19 protein-coding genes are annotated in these 24683 nt (G+C 58.2%); 7 read left to right on the top strand and 12 right to left on the bottom strand.

Going from position 1 to position 24683, the window contains the following annotated elements; translation table 11 throughout:
- Positions 1-28 precede the first annotated feature (28 nt).
- From urtD to cbiE, 9 genes are all read right to left on the bottom strand, one after another.
- On the bottom strand, positions 29-889 hold the full coding sequence (gene urtD / locus EE949_RS04065) for an urea ABC transporter ATP-binding protein UrtD (protein ID WP_027901343.1): 861 nt from the start codon (positions 887-889) through the stop codon (positions 29-31).
- Positions 886-1965: an urea ABC transporter permease subunit UrtC gene (gene urtC / locus EE949_RS04060; protein ID WP_122663097.1), complete on the bottom strand. Its 1080-nt coding sequence runs from the start codon at positions 1963-1965 to the stop codon at positions 886-888. The genes urtD and urtC overlap by 4 nt, the downstream gene beginning before the upstream one ends.
- Positions 1965-3536: an urea ABC transporter permease subunit UrtB gene (gene urtB / locus EE949_RS04055; RefSeq protein ID WP_122663096.1), complete on the bottom strand. Its 1572-nt coding sequence runs from the start codon at positions 3534-3536 to the stop codon at positions 1965-1967. The genes urtC and urtB overlap by 1 nt, the downstream gene beginning before the upstream one ends.
- A 183-nt stretch (positions 3537-3719) precedes the next feature.
- The gene (urtA, locus tag EE949_RS04045) at positions 3720-4985 is read right to left on the bottom strand and encodes an urea ABC transporter substrate-binding protein (RefSeq protein ID WP_027901346.1); all 1266 of its coding nucleotides are present in this window, start codon (positions 4983-4985) and stop codon (positions 3720-3722) included.
- A 198-nt stretch (positions 4986-5183) separates the two neighbouring features.
- Positions 5184-8291, bottom strand: coding sequence for a hypothetical protein (locus EE949_RS04040; protein WP_122663095.1), 3108 nt, complete (start codon positions 8289-8291; stop codon positions 5184-5186).
- A 296-nt stretch (positions 8292-8587) separates the two neighbouring features.
- Positions 8588-9058: a copper chaperone PCu(A)C gene (locus EE949_RS04035; protein ID WP_122663094.1), complete on the bottom strand. Its 471-nt coding sequence runs from the start codon at positions 9056-9058 to the stop codon at positions 8588-8590.
- 335 nt (positions 9059-9393) lie between these two features.
- The gene (locus EE949_RS04030; RefSeq protein ID WP_122663093.1) at positions 9394-10131 is read right to left on the bottom strand and encodes a cobalt-precorrin-6A reductase; all 738 of its coding nucleotides are present in this window, start codon (positions 10129-10131) and stop codon (positions 9394-9396) included.
- Positions 10128-11225: a cobalt-precorrin-5B (C(1))-methyltransferase gene (locus EE949_RS04025; RefSeq protein WP_122663092.1), complete on the bottom strand. Its 1098-nt coding sequence runs from the start codon at positions 11223-11225 to the stop codon at positions 10128-10130. The genes EE949_RS04030 and EE949_RS04025 overlap by 4 nt, the downstream gene beginning before the upstream one ends.
- Positions 11225-12427 (bottom strand): precorrin-6y C5,15-methyltransferase (decarboxylating) subunit CbiE, encoded by a 1203-nt coding sequence (gene cbiE / locus EE949_RS04020; RefSeq protein ID WP_122663091.1) that lies wholly within the window; start codon positions 12425-12427, stop codon positions 11225-11227. Before cbiE ends, EE949_RS04025 begins: the two co-directional genes overlap by 1 nt.
- A gap of 117 nt (positions 12428-12544) precedes the next feature.
- Here cbiE and cobG point away from each other — a divergent pair, with 117 nt between their 5' ends.
- From cobG to EE949_RS03985, 7 genes are all read left to right on the top strand, one after another.
- Positions 12545-13897, top strand: coding sequence for a precorrin-3B synthase (gene cobG, locus EE949_RS04015; protein ID WP_122663090.1), 1353 nt, complete (start codon positions 12545-12547; stop codon positions 13895-13897).
- Positions 13890-14516, top strand: a complete 627-nt coding sequence (locus EE949_RS04010) for a precorrin-8X methylmutase (RefSeq protein WP_122663089.1) — start codon at positions 13890-13892, stop codon at positions 14514-14516. The genes cobG and EE949_RS04010 overlap by 8 nt, the downstream gene beginning before the upstream one ends.
- A complete protein-coding gene (locus EE949_RS04005; RefSeq protein WP_430735941.1) occupies positions 14513-15247 on the top strand; it encodes a precorrin-2 C(20)-methyltransferase in 735 nt (244 codons plus the stop codon). The genes EE949_RS04010 and EE949_RS04005 overlap by 4 nt, the downstream gene beginning before the upstream one ends.
- Entirely contained in the window at positions 15247-16950 is a 1704-nt protein-coding gene (cobJ, locus tag EE949_RS04000) for a precorrin-3B C(17)-methyltransferase (protein ID WP_122663088.1), read from the top strand. Before EE949_RS04005 ends, cobJ begins: the two co-directional genes overlap by 1 nt.
- 457 nt (positions 16951-17407) lie before the next feature.
- Positions 17408-18217 carry a hypothetical protein gene (locus EE949_RS03995; RefSeq protein WP_122663087.1) on the top strand — a complete coding sequence of 270 codons (810 nt, stop codon included), beginning with the start codon at positions 17408-17410 and terminating at the stop codon, positions 18215-18217.
- Between the two features lie 52 nt (positions 18218-18269).
- Positions 18270-18947: a hypothetical protein gene (locus tag EE949_RS03990; protein ID WP_122663086.1), complete on the top strand. Its 678-nt coding sequence runs from the start codon at positions 18270-18272 to the stop codon at positions 18945-18947.
- The gene (locus tag EE949_RS03985) at positions 18944-19585 is read left to right on the top strand and encodes a hypothetical protein (RefSeq protein ID WP_122663085.1); all 642 of its coding nucleotides are present in this window, start codon (positions 18944-18946) and stop codon (positions 19583-19585) included. Before EE949_RS03990 ends, EE949_RS03985 begins: the two co-directional genes overlap by 4 nt.
- 10 nt (positions 19586-19595) lie before the next feature.
- Here the strand turns inward: EE949_RS03985 and EE949_RS03980 are convergent, their stop codons facing one another.
- The 3 genes from EE949_RS03980 to purD form a co-directional block, all read right to left on the bottom strand.
- Positions 19596-20192: a MarC family protein gene (locus tag EE949_RS03980; RefSeq protein ID WP_087269679.1), complete on the bottom strand. Its 597-nt coding sequence runs from the start codon at positions 20190-20192 to the stop codon at positions 19596-19598.
- 74 nt (positions 20193-20266) lie between these two features.
- Positions 20267-23056, bottom strand: a complete 2790-nt coding sequence (locus tag EE949_RS03975; protein ID WP_122663084.1) for a hybrid sensor histidine kinase/response regulator — start codon at positions 23054-23056, stop codon at positions 20267-20269.
- Between the two features lie 150 nt (positions 23057-23206).
- Positions 23207-24499 carry a phosphoribosylamine--glycine ligase gene (gene purD, locus EE949_RS03970; RefSeq protein ID WP_122663083.1) on the bottom strand — a complete coding sequence of 431 codons (1293 nt, stop codon included), beginning with the start codon at positions 24497-24499 and terminating at the stop codon, positions 23207-23209.
- Between the last annotated feature and the right edge of the window lie 184 nt (positions 24500-24683).

The raw sequence follows: 24683 nt of genomic DNA, 5'->3' as shown, positions 1-24683 counted from the left end.
CCTTCGGCAGCTCCTACAGGGTTAGCAATTATCTTCCGAGGTAAACTTCGATAACTCGTTCATCCGCCTGCACATCCGCCAGCGAGCCTTCGGCCAATACGCTGCCCTGATGCAGAACGGTCACGTGGTCGGCAATCGAGCCCACAAAGCCCATGTCATGTTCCACCACCATCAGCGAATGCTTCACTGCCAGACTCTTGAACAGCTCGGCGGTGAATTCGGTTTCGGCATCGGTCATACCTGCCACTGGCTCATCGAGCAGCAGTAGTTGCGGGTCCTGAACCAGCAACATACCGATCTCCAGAAACTGTTTCTGACCGTGTGAAAGTAGACCGGCCGGGCGCTGCATGGACGACGTCAAACGTATGGTTTCCAGCACTTCGTCAATGCGATCGCGTTGTTCGCCACTGAGTTTCGCCCTCAGGCTGGCCCATACCGACTTGTCGGTTTTCTGCGCCAGCTCAAGGTTTTCAAACACGCTCAAAGCTTCGAATACGGTGGGCTTCTGAAACTTTCGACCAATGCCCGCTTGAGCAATTTCGACTTCGCTCATTTGCGTCAGGTCCAGGGTTTCACCAAACCAGGCCTTGCCGTGACTTGGACGAGTCTTGCCAGTGATCACGTCCATCAGCGTGGTTTTACCAGCGCCGTTGGGGCCGATGATGCAGCGTAGTTCGCCGACGCTGATGTACAGATTCAGGTCGTTGAGCGCCTTGAAACCATCGAAGCTGACGCTTATGTCTTCCAGCGTAAGGATCGTGCCGTGGCGCGTGTTCAGCCCTTTGCCGACGCTTTGCCCCAGGCCAATCGCATCGCGGCTGGTGCCTGCATCAGCGTTGGGGTCGAGAATAGGTTCGAGCATGAACGCCGGTGTCGGAGTGGTTTTCATTGTTCGCCCCTCTTCTTGAGCAAACCGATCACGCCTTTAGGCAGATACAGCGTGACGATGATGAACAGCGCGCCGAGGAAGAACAGCCAGTATTCCGGGAAGGCGACGGTGAACCAGCTCTTCATGCCATTGACCAGACCGGCACCCAGCAGCGGGCCGATCAGCGTTCCGCGTCCGCCGAGGGCGACCCATACGGCGGCTTCGATGGAGTTGGTCGGCGACATTTCGCTCGGGTTGATGATGCCGACCTGCGGTACATACAGCGCACCGGCCAAGCCACACAGCACCGCGCTCAGCACCCAGACAAACAGCTTGAAGCCACGCGGATCGTAACCGCAGAACATCAGGCGATTTTCGGCATCGCGCAGGGCGGTCAGCACCCGCCCGAACTTGCTCTGCGCCAGACGCCAGCCGACATACAGACTTGCCACCAGCAGAATCACAGTCGCCAGAAACAGTGTGGCGCGAGTGCCCTGTGAACTGATGCTGAAGCCCAGAATGCTACGGAAGTTGGTGAAGCCGTTATTACCGCCGAAACCGGTTTCGTTGCGGAAGAACAGCAGCATTCCGGCGAAGGTTAATGCTTGGGTCATGATCGAGAAATACACGCCCTTGATCCGCGAGCGGAAGGCGAAGAAACCGAACACCAGTGCCAACAAGCCGGGCGCCAGTACCACCAGACACATGGCCCACAGGAAGTTGTCGGTGCCTGCCCAATACCACGGCAGTTCGGTCCACGACAGGAAGGTCATGAATGCGGGCAAGCCATCGCCTGCCGCTTCGCGCATCAGGTACATGCCCATGGCATAACCGCCCAGAGCGAAGAACAGACCGTGCCCCAACGACAGTAAACCGGCGTAACCCCAGACCAGATCCAGTGCCAGCGCGACGATGGCGTAACAGAGGATCTTGCCCACCAGCGTCAGGGTGTAGGCCGAGACCTGAAAGCTGTTATCGGCAGGTAGCAAGGACAGCAGTGGCATCGCCAGCAGGATGGCGAGCACAACCACCCCTACAGCCAACGTACCTTTGGGGCCGACTTTTTGGGCGGCAGTGACCATCATTGGTTGGTTCATCAGTCGATCACCCGTCCTTTCAATGCGAAGAGGCCTTGCGGACGTTTCTGGATAAACAGAATGATCAGCGCCAGGATCAGGATCTTGCCCAATACGGCACCGATTTGCGGTTCGAGAATCTTGTTAGCGATGCCCAGACCGAAGGCCGCCATGACGCTACCGGCCAACTGACCGACACCGCCGAGCACCACCACCAGGAATGAGTCGATGATGTAGCTCTGACCCAGGTCCGGGCCGACGTTGCCGATCTGGCTCAGCGCCACGCCGCCCAGCCCGGCAATGCCTGAACCGAGCCCGAAGGCCATCATGTCGATGCGTCCTGTGGGCACACCGCAGCAGGCGGCCATGTTGCGGTTCTGGGTCACGGCGCGCACGTTCAGGCCCAGCCGCGTCTTGTTCAGCAGCAGCCAGGTCAACACCACCACGAACAGTGCAAACCCGATGATCACGATGCGGTTATACGGCAGCACCAGATTGGGCAGCACCTGGTAACCGCCGGACAGCCACTCAGGGTTGGCCACTTCAACGTTCTGCGCGCCGAAGGCCAGACGCACGGCCTGGATCAGCATCAGGCTGATACCCCAAGTGGCGAGCAGTGTTTCCAGTGGTCGGCCATACAAATGGCGAATCACCGTGCGCTCCAGCGCCATACCGATCGCCGCGGTGACGAAAAACGCCACCGGCAGCGCAATTAGCGGGTAGTACTCGATGGCGCCCGGCGCATAACGCTGGAACATCAGTTGCACGACATACGTCGAGTAAGCCCCAAGCATCAACATTTCGCCGTGGGCCATGTTGATCACGCCCAGCAAGCCAAATGTGATCGCCAGTCCGAGTGCCGCCAGCAGCAGAATCGAGCCCAGCGACATACCGCTGAATGCCTGGCCGAGTAACTCGCCGACCATCAGTTTGCGTTTGACTTGAGCCAGGCTGGTTTCGGCCGCGATACGCACGCTGGCGTCAGTTTCGACGCCCGGTGCCAGTAAGGTTTCCAAACGAGTGCGGGCCAACGGATCACCGGTTTCGCCGAGCAGGCGAACGGCCGCCAGACGTACGGTCGGGCTGGAGTCAACCAACTGCAGATTGGCCAGTGCCAATGTCAGCGCGTCATGGACGTCATCGTCTTTCTCATCGGCCAGACGTACGCTGAGGAAGGGCAACTGAGCAGGGCGCGCTGATTTTTGCAGTTGCAGCGCTGCGGCCAAGCGCAATTTCGCGTCCTCAGCCAGCAATTGATGGCTGGCCAGCGCGGTATCCACCAAGCCGCGCAAGCGGTTATTCAGGCGCAGTTTGCGCGGTTCATCAGTCGTGGGAGTGTCCCCGTCGACAGCGACATACTGGTCGCCGGTTTCGATAAAGGCGCGTTTGTTGCTGTCGGCAGCAACGCGGCCTTCCTGCAAGGCATTTATCAGCTCAAGGCGTCCCGGAACGGGCTGGGCAGCCCAGCTTTCCAGGAGTTCGGCCTGTTGTGCGGAACTGGCCGCCACGAAATCACCGGCATCGCTGGCGTGTGCCGCCATGGGCAGCAGCAGGGCGAGGGTGAAGATGAAGCGGTACAGAATGTTGGGCATGGCATTAGCCTGGATGTCGGCGACGGTGTTCCAACAGGAAACCGTGTTGAGGCATTTCGCGAATGAATTCGCTCCCACAGGTGGAACGCATTTCAATGTGGGAGCGAATTCATTCGCGAAGGCGTCGTTTCAAACAACAATTTTTGATGGCCCCGGCGCAGAACGCAGGGGCCATCGCTTTACTTAATTACTCTTCACCGCATGATCCGGCTTCTTGTCGTTACCCGGGATGTACGGGCTCCAAGGCTGGGCACGGATCGGTTCTTTGGTTTGCCATACGACGTTGAACTGACCGTTGTCTTCGACTTCGCCGATCATCACGGGCTTGTGCAGGTGATGGTTGGTTTTGTCCATGGTCAGGGTGAAGCCCGATGGCGCGGCGAAGGTCTGGCCTGCCATGGCTTCGCGGACTTTATCCACGTCGGTGGACTTCGCTTTCTCCACCGCTTGCGCCCACATGTGGATGCCCACGTAGGTGGCTTCCATCGGGTCGTTGGTCACGGCTTTGTCTGCACCCGGCAGGTTTTTCTTCTTGGCGTAGGCTTTCCAGTCAGCGACGAACTTGGTGTTGACCGGGTTCTCTACGGACTGGAAGTAGTTCCAGGCTGCCAGGTGGCCCACCAGCGGTTTGGTGTCGATGCCGCGCAGTTCTTCTTCACCCACCGAGAACGCTACAACCGGCACGTCGGTAGCCTTCAGGCCCTGGTTGGCCAGTTCTTTATAGAACGGCACGTTGGAGTCGCCGTTGACGGTGGAAATCACAGCGGTCTTGCCGCCCGCAGAGAACTTCTTGATGTTGGCCACGATGGTTTGATAGTCAGCGTGGCCAAACGGCGTGTAGACCTCTTCGATGTCCTTGTCCGCTACACCCTTGGAGTGCAGGAACGAACGCAGAATCTTGTTGGTGGTACGCGGGTAAACGTAGTCGGTGCCCAGCAGGAAGTAACGCTTGGCTGCGCCGCCGTCTTCGCTCATCAGGTACTCGACCGCAGGGATCGCCTGCTGGTTAGGCGCTGCGCCGGTGTAGAACACGTTTGGCGACATTTCTTCGCCTTCGTACTGAACCGGGTAGAACAGCAGGCCGTTGAGTTCTTCGAACACCGGCAGCACGGATTTGCGCGATACCGAGGTCCAGCAACCGAACACTACGGCCACTTTGTCCTGGGTCAGCAACTGACGGCCCTTTTCCGCAAACAACGGCCAGTTGGACGCCGGGTCGACAACAACGGCTTCGAGCATCTTGCCGTTGACGCCGCCTTTGGCGTTGATTTCGTCGATGGTCATCAACGCCATGTCTTTGAGCGAAGTTTCGGAGATCGCCATGGTGCCCGACAGCGAGTGCAGAATGCCGACCTTGATGGTCTCGGCGGCTTGAACGGTCCATGTAAGACCCATCGCAGCGATGGATGCGGACAAGGTGAAAGCTTTGATCAGACTGCGACGCTTCATTGGCTAGCTCCGTTATTGGTATTCGATGGGGCACACGAGATAACGCATATCTGATTGATGTTTAGCAAAGGCTGGGCCAAGGCGCGAAATAGCGCGCCTGAGCGGGAAGTTGTCCTGTTGGACAGAAAATGGGCGCACCAGCATGGGACTTATTTAGCGGGCTGGTGCGCGGCGCTGCGCTTAATTGGTGCTCATGTCTCAGAGCATCAACTCAGTGTTGCCGGAGTAAAGGTCGATCATCTTTGCCGGAAGGGTGGTGGGGCTTTTGAAATACACATAAAAACGTTTGCCTACCAGACGGCTGGCCACCAGTTGCAGCGGGGTGGAGGGCGCAATTGCCACGTGGTCTCCCAAGAAACTGGTAAACAGGTTTTTCTTCGGCACGGATTTACTGAAGATGACGAATACGGTGTTGTCTTCGCTGCTCGCCGCCTGGCGAATAAACCCGTCCCGACTCCACTGCTCGCTACTCCAGCGACTGATGGATGCAGATTGAACGCCGTTGTCGACGAACACCTGACCAATTTCGCTGGTCAGTCGCCGCAGGCCCGCAGCACTGACCATCGCTGCCCTGTAGGCCAGGCCCTGGTATTCGTGCAGTCGATAGAACTCGCTCAGAAAACGCAGGGTAGACGGCGTTCGCAGCCCGGCGCGCAACAAGGTATTGATGGGTTGTGAGCCGCCCTCACAATAGTCGGCGATTTCGGGCAACTCATCAGCATTGGAGGCTTGTGCCAGTTGCATATAACTGCGCTCGAATGACGATTTGGATGCCTGGCTTACCTCGTCCACCGAATTTGGCCAGTTCTGGGTCACATCCCCCAATTCCTGATCTGATTGCTTTAACAGCAGACTGCTTATTCTGGTGCGCAGTGTTTCTATTTTGCTCCAGACTCCCGGGCTGGACTCCACTGCATAAGCGCCTTCTCCAATCAGCAAGTCAGGATTAGTGGCGTCTACCTGATAGAGCTGGCAGTGCCCGAACAGCCAGGGCTGACGTTTGATGAAGTATTGTTTTTCACCTATCTGGACAGCATGGAACTGGCTGGCGTCGTAGGGCACAACGGCATCGAGGTTTGCGCGTTGCGATACAGCGCTGGATGATTCCAGATAGCCGATCTGTTCCTCGCCCTCGACGGCGGTTCGTCGTACCAGCGGCGACGCCGGGCGTATATTTTCCAGCGCTGTGAAGGGCTCCCGATTGCCCACCCATCTACCCAGAGCCGCCGCGCCCAGGTATCCAACGGCACATAGCAGTTCGAAGGCGGCCCCGTGGTAATCACCCTCCCTGAGGTGCTGGAAAGCTTCCCAGAGCTTGAACAGGCCTATGCCCGCCGCCATGGCGATGAGGACGGGGGAAGGGATGAACAGCATGGCGACATTCAGGGCGATGCTTCCAAACAGTGATCCGTGTTTTTTGATGACCTCCGGCCGGAAGTGAAGATCAGTCCTGCGGATATGCTTCAGATCGTGGTGGGTTTTGAGGTAGTCCTCGCCCTCAAACACATAGCTTGGTTCGCCGAAAATAAGGCTGGGCAGTCTGCTTGGCGCATTCAGGTGTTTGAACGTTTCCTTCGCACGAAAGTGCTTGAGCCACTGCTCGTACTCCTCGGCGCTGCATTGGACGGGGCGGCTGTCTTCGGGTAACTGGCGCAGCAGGTATCGGGTGAAGTCGGGGTTCTCAAGAAACTCCTTGTGCATGGTTTCCTCGTCGGGGTACCAGCGAAACACCCGGCTGTCTGGTGCATTGAGGGTGCAGAGCAGCAACGGCTGATCGGTTGTTGAACCGTGCGGTGCGATGCGCATGACATCAGGGATAGGGTGCTGCTCAAGGATCATGAAGTCGAGATTGATCGTTTTGCCATCGACCTTCTGCCGATCCTCGACACCGGGACTATCAACAATGACCTTTATCCAGGCTCTGGCCTCGTCGGGCAGCCGGTCGGCCTGAGTCCGAACCTGATCCATGCGCAGTTGGGCGACCGCGAGGCGTTTTACGCTGTCCAGCCACGCGGTCTGGTGAGCTCCCTGGGGTTGCGGACCGTCGGGTATGTCCTTGCACAGATGATGTAACTGGATGATCGATTTACTGTAATCCTGCGCAGCATCCACCCAGCGTTGCTGATGCTCTTGGCTGACTGTTGACCACCAGTTCGGCATGCCCTTGGCGATCAGGCGATGGTCGTTGCGATCAAGCATCCTTGCATTGTCCAGGTGCGCGGCTTGGGCGAGACGCACAGGCAAGGTTCGCACAAACTCATCTGCGTCCGTCTTCTGAGCTTTTGCCTGGCTTATCAGATAGCTGAAGTCGGCTTGTTGCCGGTTCAATTGCTGATCGAACAGAACCGTTAGTACATCGCCGTTCAAGACCGACAGACGCCACACGGGGGCGGATGTCGGGAATTTGAGAATTCGATCCCGTGAAGTGGCGCTGAGGTTTTGCAGGACAACCTGTTTTTGTATGGAGTCGTTAAACCGTGTTCCCAGCGACTGGATCATCGCTGCGATGTTCTCGAAGCCTTCCAGGCCTTGATGTTCGGTGCGAAGCAATACTTCACCCAGACTGCTGTCGTTGAGCGCCGGAGGTACCAGGCTGTGGGTATGTGTTAGTACAAATGCGCCGGGAAAACTCAGCGCTTCGCCTTGCCCGTCCACCAGGGCCAGCTGAAATACACCATATTTCTGTATGAAGGTGTTGTCCGCCGTGCGTGGCTTGTTCAGTTGCTCTTCAAGCATGGCGTGCTGGCTGTTAGTGAGCAGGATCTGCTCCGCCGCAGCCTCGGATTCCAGCAGTAATGCTTTTTTACGCTCGGTAATGAATCGCTCACGGCGGCTGACGCCATTGTCCATGTAGGTCCAATAGTCAGCCAGCTGTTGGCGATAGGCAGGCTCAAGTGCACTGTTGAAATTCTTGTACAGGTCCAGGATGTGCTGGCATTCAAGATGCGCAATTTCGTCGGTTTCAGCCACGGTGTTCGCGGCTTTGTAGAAACCTGCATGGGCCGACAAATCGAAACTCCTGCGCCCAAGGAAATGTTCGAGCAGCGTGCCGCGAACGGGTTCCGAGTGCCTGAACTGGCGCAGTGAGCGTTCGATGGTGGGGTGGCCTTGCGCTGGAAGTTGGGCGAAAGGCGGTATCGTCAGGCTTTTCAGCGTATAGGACGTCAGCCAGGTGTGATTGATGTCGATGCTGACACGAGGGTGATCGCGTTTGAGCAGGCGCAGAAACTCCTGTTCGGCGACGGTACGAAAATCCGGCGGATACGCCGCGTTGCTGGCAGCGGGTGAAGCAGATTGAGTCGTCATGATTCCGTTTCGTTTTGTGAAAGATGTCGCTCACGAAATCGGATTTGGGGGAGGGCGTCTGTCGGCTGGAGGGCGTTTATTAGTTAGGGATATGCTGCGAGGGTTGTAGGCGCTCAGCGTTTTGAACGCAGGAAATTCCGGCTGTCCATGTTACCGCGCTGTCGCGTAGCAAACCTAGGGCCTGTAGGAGCTGGCGAAGGCTGCGATGGCGGTATATCCAAAGGAATGCTTCGCAGTCTTCGGCAGCTCCTACAAGGGTCGTGCACATTCAGTAATATCGAATCAGGGTGAGCCTGTCAGTGACTATGCGCGGACGCCCCAGGCGGCTGCTTCAACACTTCAACGGTTAACGTCACATCACCGGACTTCTCGAAGTGCAGGGTCAGCGGGAAGGTTTTACCGTCAGTGAGGGCTGATTTGTCTTTCAGGTCCAGCAGCATCACGTGATAACCCATTGGCGCGAACACCGCATCGCCGCCAGCCGGGACTTCTACGTTGGGCACCTGCTGCATCTTCATCAGGCCATTGGCGTGGATGTGTTCGTGAAGTTGAGCTGCGCCTGCAATGGGGGTTTCTGCGCTGAGCAATCGGTCAGCGTCCTGGCCATTGTTGTGAATGACAAAATAGGCCGCGACGGTGGGGGCATTTGGCGGCAGCTCCATGGACCAGGGGCCAGCGACATTCAGCTCGGCTGCGCGATAGTCAGCGGCACCGGCGTAACTCACTGGCAGCATCAACGTCGTCAGCATGAGCAGTTGCTTGAGCATAAACAGACTCCTGTCGATTGAGCGTTCATTTAGCCTGAACAACCTGATGATGTAAAAAGCCCCGGATGTGGCGCGATGCAAAACATTGGACCTGTAGGCGTGAGCTTGCTCGCGATTTCGGTATGTCAGTCAATAAATACATCGGCTGTGCTGACGTAATCGCGAGCAAGCTCACTCCTACAGAAAAAGCATTTCAAATCAGATGATTGATTTTTTTTGATGGATGCATTCTATGCTGACCTACGAACGCAACTCCCATGGGCCGGTACATCCGCAGCCTGTTCATCGTCTGGATTGCCACCTTCCCGAATAAATTCGGTCCTACAGGATTGGCATCAGAGCTGAGACTGATGCAGTGCCTCAAGCAGCGCCGCGGCAGTCCCGAACGCCCGATCCACCTGCGGCAATTCCGGGCGCTTGAGTATCAGTACCGGCACTTTCAGCTCACGCGCCACTTCCAGCTTGGCTTCGGTCGCATCGCCGCCGCTGTTCTTGCTGATCAGCACATCAATGCTGCGCTGTTTGAAGAGCTCACGCTCATCGTCCAGCAGAAACGGCCCGCGTGCGCCAATCACTTCGCAGCGCTCGTGCTTCGGCACTTCACGCAGGGTGTTTTCCAGCGCCCGTAACGTCCAGAACTGATGAGCAGGGATTTCATCCAGATGCTGCAAAGGCTCGCGGCCCAGGGTGAACAAGGGACGCTGGAAAGGTTGAAGGGCGCGAACCAGTTCGGCCCAATCCGCGACTTCGCGCCAATCGTCGCCAGGACCCGGCTGCCAGGCAGGTCGGCGCAACGCCCAGCAGGACACATGGGCCAGCTCGGCGGCGCGGGCAGCGTTATGGCTGATTTGCGCGGCGTAGGGGTGCGTCGCGTCGATCAGCAGGTCGATACCTTGTTCGGCGATGAACCGGGCCAATCCTTCAGCGCCGCCATAACCGCCGACGCGAACTTCACACGTCAGGTCCGTGGGCACTCGACCCACGCCAGCGAGGCTGTAGATATGCTGCGGGCCAAGTGTGCGGGCGATCGCCAGCGCGTCGGTAACGCCGCCGAGCAGCAACAGACGTTTCATGAACTGACCCCGGCAGTGCCAACGATGCCGCCCTGGCGATCAATGGCGAAGACTTCAACTTCGACCTGCGCAGGCACCACGCTGCGGGCGAAGTCCAGAGCGTGCTGGCAAACGATGTCGCCCAAGGGCACGCTCTCTGCCGCACACATCGCCAACGCCTGCTGGCTGGTATTGGCCTCGCGAATGGCCTGTTGCAGAGCTTCGTCGGCGCCGCCATCGGCCGCCCAGCGCGCGAGCTGTGGCAAATCGATGCTGGAGTGACGGCTGTGCAGATCCATATGCTTTGCAGCCAGTTTGCTGATCTTGCCGAAGCCGCCGCAGATGCTCAGTTTGGCCACCGGTACTTTGCGCAGGTGTTTGAGAACGGCCCCGACAAAGTCGCCCATTTCTATCAGTGCGATGTCTGGCATCTGATAGACGCGGCGCATGGTGTCTTCGCTGGCGTTGCCGGTACAGGCGGCAATGTGCAGATAGCCGTTGGTTTTGGCGACGTCGATGCCTTGGTGAATAGAGGCGATATAGGCGGCGCAAGAGAACGGGCGGACTATGCCGCTGGTGCCTAGAATCGACAGCCCGCCAAGAATGCCCAGGCGTGGATTCATGGTTTTAAGGGCCAACGCTTCGCCACCCTCGACGTTCACCGTAATCTCGAATCCACCGGTGTAACCTTGCTCGTTTGCGAGTGCTTGCAGGTGCTCGATGATCATCATGCGCGGTACGGGATTGATCGCGGGCTCGCCGACTTTCAGTACCAGGCCGGGCCGCGTGACCGTGCCAACGCCAAGCCCCGCGACAAACTCGACTGTCGGCTTTTCCAGCAGGCGCACGCGGGAAAATAGCAGTGCGCCGTGGGTAACATCAGGATCATCGCCGGCGTCTTTGATCGTTCCGGCTTCAGCGCCTTGCGGCGTCAACCGGCAGAACTCCAGGCGCATCTGTACCCGTTTGCCTTTGGGCAGGACGATCTCCACCGCATCGTTGACTTCCCCGCCCAGTAACAGCCGCGCTGCCGCCAGGCTAGTCGCTGTCGCGCAACTCCCCGTGGTCAGTCCGCTGCGTAGCGGTGCAGGTTGTTCGGCGGTTTCATCGCGCATCAGGGTTTGACCACGTCCAGTAAAGTGATGGGCAACGCCTGACGCCACGTGTCGAAATCGCCCAGCGGCTTGGCATGGGCGATATGGATGCGGGTCAATTCACCGCCGTGCAGGTCGCGCCAGGCCATTAGAGTGGATTCGCTTTGCAGGGTGACGGCGTTGGCCACCAGACGTCCGCCTGAGCGTAGCTGTTGCCAGCAGGTGTCCAGCACACCGGGGCGGGTCACGCCGCCACCAATGAAAATGGCGTCTGGTTGCTCAAGTCCCGCCAGGGCCTGAGGCGCGCTGCCGCGGACCAGTTGCAGGCCTGGAACGCCCAGCGCGTCGCGGTTGAATTCGATCAGTTGCTGACGGCCTTCATCGGCTTCAATGGCCAGCGTTCGGCAGGTGGGATGGGCGCGCATCCATTCGATGCCGATAGAGCCGCAGCCCGCACCAACGTCCCACAACAGCTCGCCGGGTACCGGGGCCAGGCGCGCCAGTGTGATCGCCCGCACATCGCGTTTGGTGAGTTGGCCGTCATGCTCGAAGGCTTCATCGGGCAAGCCTGCCAGCGGCGACAATCGCAAGGCATTGGCATCTGCACGACAATCGATTGCCACGACGTTCAGCGCGGCAATCTCCGGGTTGGCCCATTCGCTGGCCAGGCCTTCAACACGACGTTCTGCCGAGCCACCCAGATGTTCCAGAACGGTCATGTGGCTGGGTCCGAAACCACGTTCACGCAGTAAACCGGCAATCGCTGCCGGGCTGCTGCCGTCATTACTCAGGACCAGCAGGCGCACGCCGTGATGGAACCGGGCATTCAGCGCGGCCAGCGGCCTGGCGACTACGGACAGGGTCACTACGTCCTGCAACGGCCAGCCGAGCCGGGCAGCGGCCAACGAATAGGAGGAGGGCGCAGGCAGGATCAGCATCTCTTCGACAGCGACGACACGTGCCAGACTTGCGCCCACGCCAAACAGCATCGGATCACCGCTGGCCAGTACACACACCTCTGCGCCGCGCTGTTCGAGCACCGGGTTAAGCGAGAAGGGGCTGGGCCAGGCACGGCGTTCAGCTTTGATGCAGGGCGGGAGCAATTCCAGCTGACGCGGGCCGCCAAACACCTGATCAGCGCGCAATAGAGCGTGCCGGGCATTCTTGCCCAGGCCTTTGTAGCCGTCTTCACCGATTCCCACGACTGTCAGCCAGGGCGACATTTGCTTACCTCAATCCAATCTTCCGACAGAGCGGCTTTTCATGCCTGCGGACAAAGCAGGCATAATACCGCGCCTGATGGGCACAAGTGCCTATTCAAACCAATTCATGGTGATCCATTGACCGAGCCGAAGTCCGCTCGCACGCCTGTCACGTCCTTACGCCCCTCGGCCTGTCCGGGGTTGCTGCGTATCGTCCCGGCACTGGATGGCGGAATCTGCCGGATCAAACTGGCGGGCGGCTCAATCAGTGCTGCTCAGGCACATGCCGTGGCTCACGCGGCACAACGTTACGCGCATGGCGTGATCGAAGCCACCAACCGCGCCAACCTGCAGATTCGCGGTATTGGCAACGGGCAGGCGGCATTGATCGACACGCTGCTGGCGGCCGGGCTTGGCCCGAACAACCCCGACAGCGATGATGTACGCAACCTGATGCTCAGCCCGTTGGCAGGCCTGGATCCGCACATGTTGCTGGACGTGCGACCTTTGGCCGCGCAGATTTTGCACGCGCTGGAAACCAACCCGCGCTTTCATGACCTGTCGCCCAAGTTCGCGCTTTCGCTGGACGGCGGTGAAGCCATGGTGATGCTCGAACATCCCCACGATCTGTGGCTCTCGGCGCTTAACTTGGACGGCAGGCTCATGCTGGGCTTCGGTCTGGCCGGTTGTCCTGCTGACGATTCGCCATTGGCAGCGGTTCCAGCGGAAAACGGGCTGGAACTGGTGCTGGCGGTGCTTGAACTGTTTCTCGATCTGGCTCGTCCGGAGCAGGTGCGCATGCGCCATCTGCTGGCCGAGGTGCCTGCGCGGCAACTGCTTGAGCTGTTGCAGCAGCGTCTGAGTGTTGAACTCAGGGCTGATCAAAAAATCACCCTGTGGCGTCGTCCGGCCGTCAGCCGTAACCAGCATCTGGGCATTTATCCACAGCAGCAAACCGGCAAAGTAGCCGTTGGCGCTGCTGTTCCATTGGGGCGACTTGACCCTGCGATGCTGAGCGCTGTTGCACAACTGGCGACTGAGTTTGGCGACGCGAGCCTGCGTTTGACGCCATGGCAAAGCCTGTTGTTGCCGAACATCGCGACCGGGCAGGCAGCGCATGTGTTACTTGCCCTGCAAACGGCCGGTCTGCTGTGTTCCGCGGAACAACCTTTGGCGCAGATCATCGCCTGCACGGGTTCGACTGACTGCGCCAAAGGCCAGGCCGATACCAAAGCCGATGCACGTTTGCTGGCCGGGCAATTGCAACGCAGTGGCGTCAGCCGTGCAGTGCATCTGTCGGCCTGCAAGCGCTCCTGCGCAGCGGCTCATGTGGCATCGGTGACGTTACTGGCGGTATCCCCGGGCCATTACGACCTTTATTTTCGCGATGCAGTGCAGCCCGGTTTTGGTGCCCTGCAAGCGCGTGACCTCACTATTGAAGCAGCCGGCGCATTGTTGATCGCCGACTCACGGAGCAACACCCATGATTGATTACATCCGCGATGGTCAGGAGATTTATCGCAACTCCTTCTCGATCATCCGTGCGGAAGCGCGCCTGGACACGATCCCTGCCGATCTGGAAAAACTCGCTGTGCGCGTGATCCATGCTTGCGGCATGGTCGAAGTGATCGAAGACTTGCGCTTCTCGCCAGGCGCAGGCAAAGCGGGGCGCGATGCATTGGCGGCTGGTGCGCCAATCCTGTGCGACGCACGAATGGTCTCCGAAGGCATCACGCGTACCCGCCTGCCTGCCAATAATCAGATCATCTGCACGCTGCACGATGAAGGCGTGCGGGAGCTCGCTCTGGAACTGGGTAATACCCGTTCTGCGGTGGCTCTGGAGCACTGGCGTGAACATCTGGAAGGCAGCGTTGTGGTGATCGGCAACGCACCAACCGCCTTGTTCTATCTGCTGGAAATGCTCGACGCGGGTGCACCAAAGCCCGCGCTGATCCTCGGCTTTCCGGTCGGTTTCGTCGGTGCCGCCGAGTCCAAGGCCATGCTCGCGGCTGACAGCCGTGGCGTACCGTTTGTGATCATGCAGGGGCGTCGTGGCGGCAGTGCCATGGCCGTTGCTGCCGTCAACGCTCTGGCCACGGAGATCGAATGATGCAGGCACGCGGTCGATTGATAGGCCTGGGCGTTGGCCCCGGTGACCCGGAGCTGATTACCGTCAAGGCACTGCGCCTGCTGCGTGAGTCGCCAGTGGTTGCTTACTTCGTCGCCAAGGGCAAGAAGGGCAACGCGTTCGGCATCATCGAAGGTCATTTGCAAGACGCCCAGACGTTGATGCCGCTGGTTTACCCGGTGACGACCGAAGCGCTGCCTGCACCGATGTCCTACGAAAAAGTCATCAGTGATTTCTACGATGAGGCCAGCGTCGACGTGGCCGCCCATCTGGACGCCGGTCGTGACGTGGCGGTGATCTGTGAAGGCGATCCGTTCTTCTACGGTTCCTACATGTATTTGCACGATCGCCTGGCTGATCGATACGAAGCGCAGGTGATTCCGGGGGTTTGTTCGATGCTGGGTGGCGCGTCGGTGTTGGGCGCGCCGCTGGTGTATCGCAATCAGAGCCTGTCGGTACTGTCCGGCGTGCTGCCCCATGACGAACTCAAGCGCAAACTGGCCGATGCTGATGCTGCAGTGATCATGAAACTGGGCCGTAACTTCCCGAAGGTCCGTCAGGTGCTGGAAGAGTTGGGGCTGGCCGGGCGGGCGCTGTACGTTGAACGCGCCACCATGGCTAATCAGAAAATCGTCCCGCTGGATGAAGTGGTACCGATGTCTTCGCCGTACTTCTCGCTCATTATTGTTCCGGGCGAAAGGTGGCAGGGCTGATGACACACAACATTCCAGCCATCGTGATTCTGGGCAATGGCAGCCTGGCGACCGCCCGACGTATTCAGCAGTTGTACCCTGACTCGCTGGTTTACGGCTTGGTTGATCGAGTGCAGGGCGCAGACCGGACTTACAGCGAATTTGGCACGACCCTGCGCCAGTTCTACCAACAGAACACGCCAATCATTGCCCTCTGTGCAGCAGGCATCGTGATTCGCACCCTCGCGCCGCTGTTGCTGGAAAAGGGCGCGGAGCCTGCTGTGCTTGCGATTGCCGAAGACGGCAGCGCGGTTGTGCCGCTGCTGGGCGGCCTTGGCGGAGTCAATGTCATGGCTCGGGAGATCGCCGCAGGTCTGGGTATCGCGCCTGCGATCACCACCAGCGGCGAGCTGCGTTTCGGGACCTGCCTGCTCAATCCGCCGAGCGGCTATGCACTGGGCGATCTGGAATTGGGCAAACGCTTCGTGTCCGACCTGCTGTCGGGTGAGCGTGTACGCATCGAAGGTGCTGCGCCCTGGCTGAGCAAAGCGCAGTTGCCGGAAGACGAACACGCGCAGTTGGCGATTCATGTGAGCTGTACCGAGCGTGAGCCGTCGGCCAATGAATTGCTGATCTACCCGCGTTGCGTAGCGGTTGCAGTTACAGCGATATCTGCCGATCTGGTCGTCAATATTCGAGCGGCGCTGCACGATGCGGGAGTCGCTGTTCAATCACTGGCCTGCCTGGTGGCGGCTGATTCGCAAATGGCTGATCCGTTGCTGCATCAAGCTGCCCGCGAGCTGGATGTGCCGGTGCGATTTGTTCCGGCTGCTTCGGCGCTTGATATGGCTGCCCAAGCCGTGCCGCAACTGTTGCCGCCGATTAACGTCAGTGACGAATTGGCAATTACCGTCGCACCCCAGCCGCTGGATGTTCAGCAGATCGGTAAAGGGCGCGGCAGGCTTGCGGTCATCGGGCTGGGCCCCGGAGCCGCTGAACTGATGGTGCCAGCGGTGAAGGCTGAGCTGGCTCGGGCCAACGATGTACTGGGTTATGAGACCTACGTGCGCATGGCCGGGCCGTTTCGCGCCGATCAGATCATGCACTGCACCGATAACCGTGAAGAAATGCAGCGCGCCCGACATGCTTTCGAACTGGCGGCTTCCGGGCGCTCAGTGGTGGTGGTCTCATCGGGTGACCCGGGTGTATTCGCGATGGCAGCGGCTGTGCTTGAAGCCCTGCATGAGTCAACCGACGTTGATTGGCATAACGTTGAGCTGGAAATCCTTCCCGGGGTCTCCGCGTCGCTGGCGACCGCTGCGCAAGCCGGAGCGCCATTGGGGCATGACTTCTGCGTGATGTCGCTGTCGGACAACCTCAAGCCTTGGGACATTATCGAAAAGCGTCTGGACCTCGCCTCTCAAGCCGATCTGGCGCTGGCTTTCTACAACCCGATCTCCCGTTCCCGCCCATGGCAGCTGGGGCGCGCGCTTGAAATCGTTCGCCAGCACCGTACCCCTGAAACGCCTGTAACGCTGGGGCGCGACATCGGTCGACCGGGGCAGACCTTGCGCATCATTACCCTGGGCGAACTGACTCCCGAGCAGGTAGACATGCGTACGATGGTCTTGATTGGTTCATCGACGACCTGCACGTTTGCACGGGCGCAGGGTGGTCAGTGGGTCTATACGCCGCGATGGTATGGGGATAAACCCGCAGGCTAAGACGCTTGAGATCGGGCGCCTCCTGATATTCGTGCTTCAAGCACACAAGGATCGGGGGGCGCCCGAGCGTAGCGCCGTTGCTGCTCAGTTCGGCGACTGCTCCAGCTCTTTCGCAGCTATTAATTCTTTGTGGGAAATTAGAGTTTTATCGCGGTCTTTTAGGAACTTCCTTGTCTGAAAGTTCTTTGTTTGAAGTCATCCTGTAGGCAGGGGCGCGTAAAGTAACTGAAGTGTGTAGCTGATAAATAATTTGTCATGGGTCATTAGTTGTCGCCACTCACGTTGTTGCCTAGACTGAATATGTGACGCCGACCTAACCTTGCTTAAGAATAAAAATAATATGAAAGGCTGTCGCTAATCAATGATGGCGAGACAATATTTAGTTGGCCTGGTTTTAATGTGCTGATCAAGCGCTGGGTACACTCTCTGGACGCGTTGTCAATAAAAGGAATTTTCAATGAATGATGCATTAGATTTTTATGGGACGTCTGCTGGGCGGATGAGTTTCGTCCGGGACCTGGATCTGGATACCCCTCCGTTGTTCGAGCGAGGCAATCCTCTTAGCCGTGCTCGCATGGCGCTGGGGCAAGAGCTGGATCCGAAGAACGATGAGGGTGCGGTAGTTGCCAATACCATTCTGGGTTTTGTCGCCGGGATGTCGCGAGAAAACAAGGACGCCGTTAAGAAGACGGTGTTGCTTGCGGTGCTTGTTGCCGACAAACATTTTGGCAATGCGCGTGGCGGAGAAAACTGGTTCAACAAATTTTACAGTGTCATGAATGCGCTGGGCTGGGTGCCTGAACACTGGGATTACACCCAATACCGGACGAGTGATCAGCGCTTCACGATGGAGCAGGTCGGGTTGAAAATCCTTGGTTCTGCCATTGCGACCATTGCAGGTGCAGGCCCGGCTGCACTGGTGTTGGCAAAAATTGCGAAGGATGCGATCGAGGCTCTTCAGGTCGATAATGAGCCCGTGGAACTGTTTAAAAGGCACACTCGCGACTACGACAAAGGAAACTTCTGTATTGGTTCGTGTATTGAGTCTCAAGGGGAAGTTTATTTTGCATTGGGCGCAGTGAGGTGCGACGTGCGAATTAACACCGTCGACGTATTGTTCACTGAGTGGCATAACTCCACGATCAATATCTCTCGAGGGGAGGCTGCCTGGTTACTCGATCAGGAAGAGTACAGTTTCCATCGTGCGGATATCGTCAAGAAGTTGCGTGATAAAGCAAAGCGCGATATCGCCAGCTATCCGATCTGAAGTTTCGGGGAGCGTGAGCTCCCCGTTTTATTTGATTGCCAGGACGAATGCCATGTGTGATGTTGCGCTGGATGCCTATGTGAATGCCCGCGATTTTATAATGTTTGATACGCGGGTTGATGCTTCCGTTATATCGGATGTTCTTGTGTCGACCCTGTATACCCAGTTGGCGGCCGACAACAAAGTATCAACGATGACTGATTACCCTGTGTGGCGGAAAACCTATCTGGACGCGATGACCACCTTTGGCTGGCGGCTACGTGACAGCGATTGTTATAGCCATGCACCGGACCGCTCAGTTCCGCTTAACGTCTGGGCACTGATAGCGGATGTTTTTCTACAGCGAGGCTTCGTCAAGCTGCCTGCCAGCGCAGGTGATTTTGTCGCCCTTGCCAGCTCATTGCTGGCAAGCAGGACGCACAGAGAATCTTCTGCGCCCCGTGTCCCTGAAGGATCGATATCGTTACCCGGTGTGCAGTTCCAGGTCAGCTTTGTCTCTGCAGAGCATGTTCTGAACTCGGTACTGGTTTCGTTCAACACTCAGTACCCCCTGAGCATTGACCCGCTGCTGGAGTCGCTTGATCCGGCGCTTATCGTCGGTGGCATTGACGTTATGTTTTTTTCGGCAGAACTGCTGGAGCTTCACTACGACATGTACCGGGACGCTTTCGACTCTGCATTGGCCGGGAGAAAGGAGACGCTGACTGTCCGAATTGGGGATCTACGATGAGTGAGATGACATCGAGTGTCGCAGTTGCCGGCAGTAACCTCATTTCTTTCATGGCAGGGTTCACGCGTGAAGAAAAGAAAGATGTTTCGGATCTACTGAGGTACGCCGATTACTTTGCCAGCCAGACCTTTGACCGAAGTGAGTTATGGACCAGCTGGATGGAGTATTACCGTAACCGACTGGAAAAATTCTGTACGGTAAGGGCACGCATTGTAAAAGAACCCATGGTGATCACCGACGCTGAAGAGCTGGAGCAGATCACTGCCGGGGTCACAGGGACGGCTGGCTCGTCCAGCCTCGCCAGGCTGATGCAACACAGCCTGAGGAATGTCAGGATCGACAAGGACGCTCAACTGTTTTTCCAGTATGGCCGAGGCAGCGGTCGCCTGCGGACGTTTCAGGTGGTTGGCTGTGAGAAGACGCCTGCTGGCCAGATATTGATCGTGCTGTGCGCCCTACACGCCAATGCTTACACGGAGGTGGATATTCTGGGCCTGTTCGAGCGGATCCAGCGCGACATTGTGCTGCGTATCAGCGGCGGAGTGTATGAGCTGGACCGTGAGCGATATGCGACGCAGCGGGAGAGCATCAACTCGAAACTGAGGTACGTCACCCGTCTTGCAATTCAGGACATATGAATAGGGTGCTTCAAGGCACCAGATAGCCTCGAACCCCGGTAAAGATAATCTGCGCCGCCAACGCACAGACAAATAACCCCATCAGTCGACTGACAATCTGCAAACCCTGTTCGCCCAGGATGCGTTCAATGTTATTGGCCATGTAAAGCACTACGCCAACAGTGAGACTGGCCAAGGCAATACTGACAATGGCAGTCAGCTTGTCATCCCAGTGAGGCTGGCTGACGCCCATCACCAACAGCGCACCAATGGTACCGGGGCCGACAGTGAGCGGTATTGTCAGCGGGACGATGGTCACGTCCTGCTGGACATTGTCGGTCTGTACCGCCGACTTTCCTTGCGCCATCCCCAGTGCCGAAATGAACAGCACGCTGCCCGCGCCGATTCGGAATGCATCGACCGTGATACCAAATACGCTGAAGATCACACGACCGAACAGGTAGAGCAGCACGCTGGAAATCAGGGTCGCCAGTGCCACCTTCCACGCCAGACGTCGTTGCTCTTTACGCGAGTGACCACGGGTCAGGCTGATGAAACAGGAGAGGACGAAGAACGGGCTGTAAAGCACCAGCATCTTCAGATATACGCTGAACAACACATGGAGCATGGCTTGGGCTCGGCAGCAGGTAGAGACGTGGCGAGTCTATCAGGGCGCAACAGACGTCGTTGTGAAGCAGCAGATCAATTTTGCTGGTAAAGATCACCGGCTGATGTCAGCGTGCGGACCTTCTCACGTTGCGCGACCCAGTGCTCCACCAGCTCGCGCAGTTGAGACAGCTCCACGGGTTTGGCCATATGCCCGTCCATACCAGACTGGCGGGCGCGATCCTTGTGTTCAGTGAGGATGTGCGCGGTCAGGGCCACCACGGGCGTGCGTACCCGCTGGTTACCGACTTCCCATGCACGCAGCTGTTCGGTGGCGGAGAAGCCGTCCAGAATCGGCATTTCACAGTCCATCAGCACCAGGTCATAGCGCTGGGCTTTCATCGCTCGCAAAGCCTCTTCGCCGTTACTGGCGGTGTCGGGATTCAGGTTCAGTTTGCCCAGCATGCCGCGGATTACTTTGGTGGAAATGTTGTTATCTTCGGCGACCAGAATACGGAAGTCGCTCGGCACCTTGACCGGTATGTTGGGTATGGGCGTCACCTGGTTCGGCGTTGCACCCTTGTTCAGCTGAGTGAGCTCGTCCGCCAGCGTGGTCTTGAGTGTGTAACCCGCCACCGGCTTGGCCAGAATTCTCTTGATGCCTGCGTTGCGCGCGATGATCTTGCTCGGCGCATTGCTGATACCGGTCAGCATGATCAGCAGGATGTCGTGGTTCAGGCTTGGGTCTTCCTTGATCTTGGCGGCCAGCTGCATGCCTGTCATGCCGGGCATGTTCTGATCCAGCAGCACCACATCAAAGTAGTCACGCAAGTGCGCCTTGGTTCGCAACAGGGCCAGGGCTTCTTTGCCGGACGGTACGGCACTGACGTTGAGGCCCCATGAGCTGCATTGTTGAACCAGCACTTTGCGGCATGTCTCGTTATCGTCGACGACCAGCACCCGTGCACCTTTGAGCGGGCTGTCGAGGTCCAGTGGCGGCTGCTGCAGGCGATTCGGGTCAAGCGGCAGGCTCAGCCACAAGGTGCTGCCGTGGCTACCACCGGACTGGATGCCGAATTCACCGCCCATCAGGCCGATCAACTGGCGGGCAATAACCAGGCCCAGATGTCCACCCAGTTTGCTTGATGCCATGAAATTCTTGCTGTGCAGTTCGGCATGCAGCAACGCTTCGCGATCGTCGGCAGAAAGGGCTTCGCCGCTGTCCTGTACCGCGATGCGCAGGCGAGGTTTGCCAGCGCGGGAGTCGAGAGCGACCACCACCAGAATCTCACCCTCGTCGGTTTTCTTCAGCGCGTTTTCCAGCAGGCTCAAGACGGTCTGGCGCAGACGAGTCGGGTCACCGCTGATGACCCGTGGCACTTGCGGCTGGATCAGGCTGATCAGCTCGACATCCTGTTGCTCCGCTTTGGCGCGGAAGATGTTCAGGCAGTCCTCGATCAGGGCACTGAGATCGAACTGCACATCATCCAGCTCGATCTGCCCGGACTCGAGCTTGGTGATGTCGAGAATTTCGTTGATCAGGCTGAGCAGTTCGTTGCCCGCGCTATGAATGGTCTGCACGTAGTCGCGCTGCTTGACTGATAACGGTGTGCCCAGCAGCAATTCGGTCATGCCCAGTACACCGTTCATCGGGGTACGGATTTCGTGGCTGATCTTCGCCAGGAATTCGGCCTTGGCGTTGATTTCCGCGGTGCTCGCAGCCTTGTCCCGGCTAATACTGAAGTTGTCTTCGGTAAAGCTGCGATGACGTTCGCTGATGGCCACACTCATCAACAAACCGCTGAAGCAGAACACCGCCAGCAGCGTCAGGATCAACCATTGCGGGGATATCCATGTCAGCCACAACAGGGCAGGCAGGATCACCAGGCAGCCAATGTTGAAAGTGACCATCGACATCACGAACAGGCGCGCAGGCCAGTAACCTTTCTGCCAGTGATAGGCCGAGACGAACAGGATGCTCACGGTCGCGAGTGTGACCAGTCCGAACGTCAGCAGGTTCAGCGGCAAGGTGTCGACGAACATTATCAACAGGCAGCCGAGGGCAATAACCACCAGGCTGCCCATCAACAGACGATTGAGCGCGATGGTATTGCGATGCGCGAAGAAGGAGTGAGCGTACATCAGGCCCGCGAGCGCCGCGAAGAGCAGCGTCAGATGCGCTGAAGGGGTTTGCGCGATGTGCCAGGTCTTGAGCCATGGGGTCAGCAGGTTGAGCAATAGCGCAGCGCTGAGTGCCAGCAATGCCTCGCAGCCTGCGAGCCAGAGGTTGGTGCGCGATCGGGTGTGCGCGTAGCGGGTCATGTTCTGCAGGATCAGCATGCCCAGTGAGCCGAACAACAGGCCGAACAAAAACGGTTCGCGTTCGTCGGCCGCACTGTTAATCGCGGGTTGCAGACTGATGTTGGGGCGCAATTGCTGGGTTGAGACCAGCCGCAGATAGATATCCACAGGCGCTGAGCTTTGCGGGATCGGCAGCATGAAGTCGCTGGCCCGCAAGACATTGTTCTGGGGCGCGACGCTGTTACCGGTACGCGTATGGTTAATCAGTTCGTCCAGATTCAGGACATAGAGGTCCAGACTCGCGAGGTCGGGAGCAAAGATGCGTAACAGTTGTTCGTGATCGCTGGGTTGCAGACGATAGTGCAGCCACAGGGCGCTATTGCGATCGGCGGCCGTGACCTGATCAAGTTCGGTAGGGCTGAACTGGTTTTGATAGCGGGCCGAGCGTACGTCGCTCAATTGCAGGTTTGCCTGAGGGTCGAGCAGTGTTGACCAGCCCGCACTTGGCTGGGCATGCGCCGACAGCACGAAGAGCAGGGTCAACATCCCTACGGTTAAACCTTTGGCAATCCTGAGCCAGCGCACGGTGAGATCCCTTCGTAAGATAAATGCCCGATAACTCTAAACTCTATTTCAATCTCTGTGCGAAGCGCTGAATGGCCGGTCAAACCCGGCAGGCGGAGCGAGACGCGCGTGCGCTCGTTCCCAAACCTGCCGGACCCGGCTGAAGGCTTGTTACAGGTCTTCACCACGCTCGCGGGCAATGGCGCGGTAGCCAATGTCACTGCGATAGAAGCAACCTTCCCAATCAACCTTTGCGGCCAGAGCATAGGCGTGTTTCTGAGCATCGCCTACTGTTTCGCCCAATGCAGTGGCGCACAACACGCGACCGCCACTGGTCACGACCTGACCGTCTTGCAGTGCGGTGCCCGCATGGAACACTTTGCCTGGCAGTTGCGCGGCGTCATCCAGACCTTTGATCGCTGCGCCCTTGGCGTAATCGCCAGGGTAGCCACCCGCTGCGAGGACAATGCCCAGACTCGGACGCGGATCCCATTGTGCTTCAACCTTGTCCAGCGCCTGAGCCAGAGCAGCTTCAACCAACAGGACCAGACTCGATTGCAGGCGCAGCATCACCGGCTGGGTTTCCGGATCGCCGAAACGGCAGTTGAACTCGATAACCTTTGGGTTACCGGCTTTGTCGATCATCAGGCCTGCATAGAGGAAGCCAGTGTAGACGTTGCCTTCATCGGCCATGCCACGCACGGTCGGCCAGATGACCAGATCCATTACGCGCTGGTGAACTTCGGCGGTGACAACCGGGGCAGGGGAGTAGGCACCCATACCGCCAGTGTTCGGACCGCTGTCGGCGTCGCCAACACGTTTGTGGTCCTGGCTGGTAGCCATTGGCAAAACGTTTTTGCCGTCGACCATCACGATGAAGCTGGCTTCTTCGCCATCAAGGAACTCTTCGATCACAACCCGCGAACCGGCCTCGCCGAAAGCGTTACCAGCCAGCATGTCGCGCACGGCGTCTTCGGCTTCGGTCAGGGTCATGGCGACGATAACGCCTTTGCCTGCCGCCAGACCGTCGGCCTTGATGACGATCGGAGCGCCTTTTTCGCGCAGGTACGCAAGCGCAGGCTCGATTTCAGTGAAGTTCTGATAGTCGGCGGTCGGGATCTTGTGGCGCGCCAGGAAATCCTTGGTAAACGCTTTCGAACCTTCCAGCTGGGCAGCGCCAGCAGTAGGACCGAAGCAGTCCAGATTGCGGCTGCGGAACAGATCAACCACACCGGCAACCAGCGGGACTTCCGGACCGACGATGGTCAGGGAGACGTTCTTTTCAGCAAAGTCGGCCAGTTGCTCAAGGGCCAGCACGTCGATAGCAACGTTCTCGCACTTGGCTTCGATAGCGGTTCCGGCATTGCCCGGTGCAACAAAAACCTTCACGACACGTGGGTCCTGAGCGACTTTCCACGCCAAAGCGTGTTCGCGGCCACCACTGCCAATGATCAATACGTTCATTTCAAAAAACCTCGATGACGCTGAATTCTGTGTTTTTAACTAGCCAGCCGACCCCTGTAGGAGCGACCGGGGTGGCGCACCACCTTGCTCGCGATAAGGTCGGAACGACCTTCAACTGGATCTGAATTCGAATCCTTTGCCAGCGCTTCGCACTGGATCGCGAGCAAGCTCGCTCCTACAGACT

The organism is Pseudomonas viridiflava, assembly GCF_900602065.1.
Taxonomy (GTDB): domain Bacteria; phylum Pseudomonadota; class Gammaproteobacteria; order Pseudomonadales; family Pseudomonadaceae; genus Aquipseudomonas.
Note: the sequence above shows the minus strand (reverse complement) of the source record. Positions and strands in the feature narration are given on the sequence as shown.

Coding starts and splice junctions, on each gene's coding strand:
- EE949_RS03985 (WP_122663085.1), top strand. CDS start 18,944: ATGAGTGAGATGACATCGAGTGTCGCAGTTGCCGGCAGTAACCTCATT.
- EE949_RS04025 (WP_122663092.1), bottom strand. CDS start 11,225: ATGCGCGATGAAACCGCCGAACAACCTGCACCGCTACGCAGCGGACTG.
- EE949_RS03990 (WP_122663086.1), top strand. CDS start 18,270: ATGTGTGATGTTGCGCTGGATGCCTATGTGAATGCCCGCGATTTTATA.
- EE949_RS04005 (WP_430735941.1), top strand. CDS start 14,513: ATGATGCAGGCACGCGGTCGATTGATAGGCCTGGGCGTTGGCCCCGGT.
- urtB (WP_122663096.1), bottom strand. CDS start 3,536: ATGCCCAACATTCTGTACCGCTTCATCTTCACCCTCGCCCTGCTGCTG.
- EE949_RS03995 (WP_122663087.1), top strand. CDS start 17,408: ATGAATGATGCATTAGATTTTTATGGGACGTCTGCTGGGCGGATGAGT.
- EE949_RS04035 (WP_122663094.1), bottom strand. CDS start 9,058: ATGCTCAAGCAACTGCTCATGCTGACGACGTTGATGCTGCCAGTGAGT.
- EE949_RS04030 (WP_122663093.1), bottom strand. CDS start 10,131: ATGAAACGTCTGTTGCTGCTCGGCGGCGTTACCGACGCGCTGGCGATC.
- purD (WP_122663083.1), bottom strand. CDS start 24,499: ATGAACGTATTGATCATTGGCAGTGGTGGCCGCGAACACGCTTTGGCG.
- cobJ (WP_122663088.1), top strand. CDS start 15,247: ATGACACACAACATTCCAGCCATCGTGATTCTGGGCAATGGCAGCCTG.
- urtC (WP_122663097.1), bottom strand. CDS start 1,965: ATGAACCAACCAATGATGGTCACTGCCGCCCAAAAAGTCGGCCCCAAA.
- cbiE (WP_122663091.1), bottom strand. CDS start 12,427: ATGTCGCCCTGGCTGACAGTCGTGGGAATCGGTGAAGACGGCTACAAA.
- urtD (WP_027901343.1), bottom strand. CDS start 889: ATGAAAACCACTCCGACACCGGCGTTCATGCTCGAACCTATTCTCGAC.
- urtA (WP_027901346.1), bottom strand. CDS start 4,985: ATGAAGCGTCGCAGTCTGATCAAAGCTTTCACCTTGTCCGCATCCATC.
- EE949_RS04010 (WP_122663089.1), top strand. CDS start 13,890: ATGATTGATTACATCCGCGATGGTCAGGAGATTTATCGCAACTCCTTC.
- EE949_RS04040 (WP_122663095.1), bottom strand. CDS start 8,291: ATGACGACTCAATCTGCTTCACCCGCTGCCAGCAACGCGGCGTATCCG.
- EE949_RS03980 (WP_087269679.1), bottom strand. CDS start 20,192: ATGCTCCATGTGTTGTTCAGCGTATATCTGAAGATGCTGGTGCTTTAC.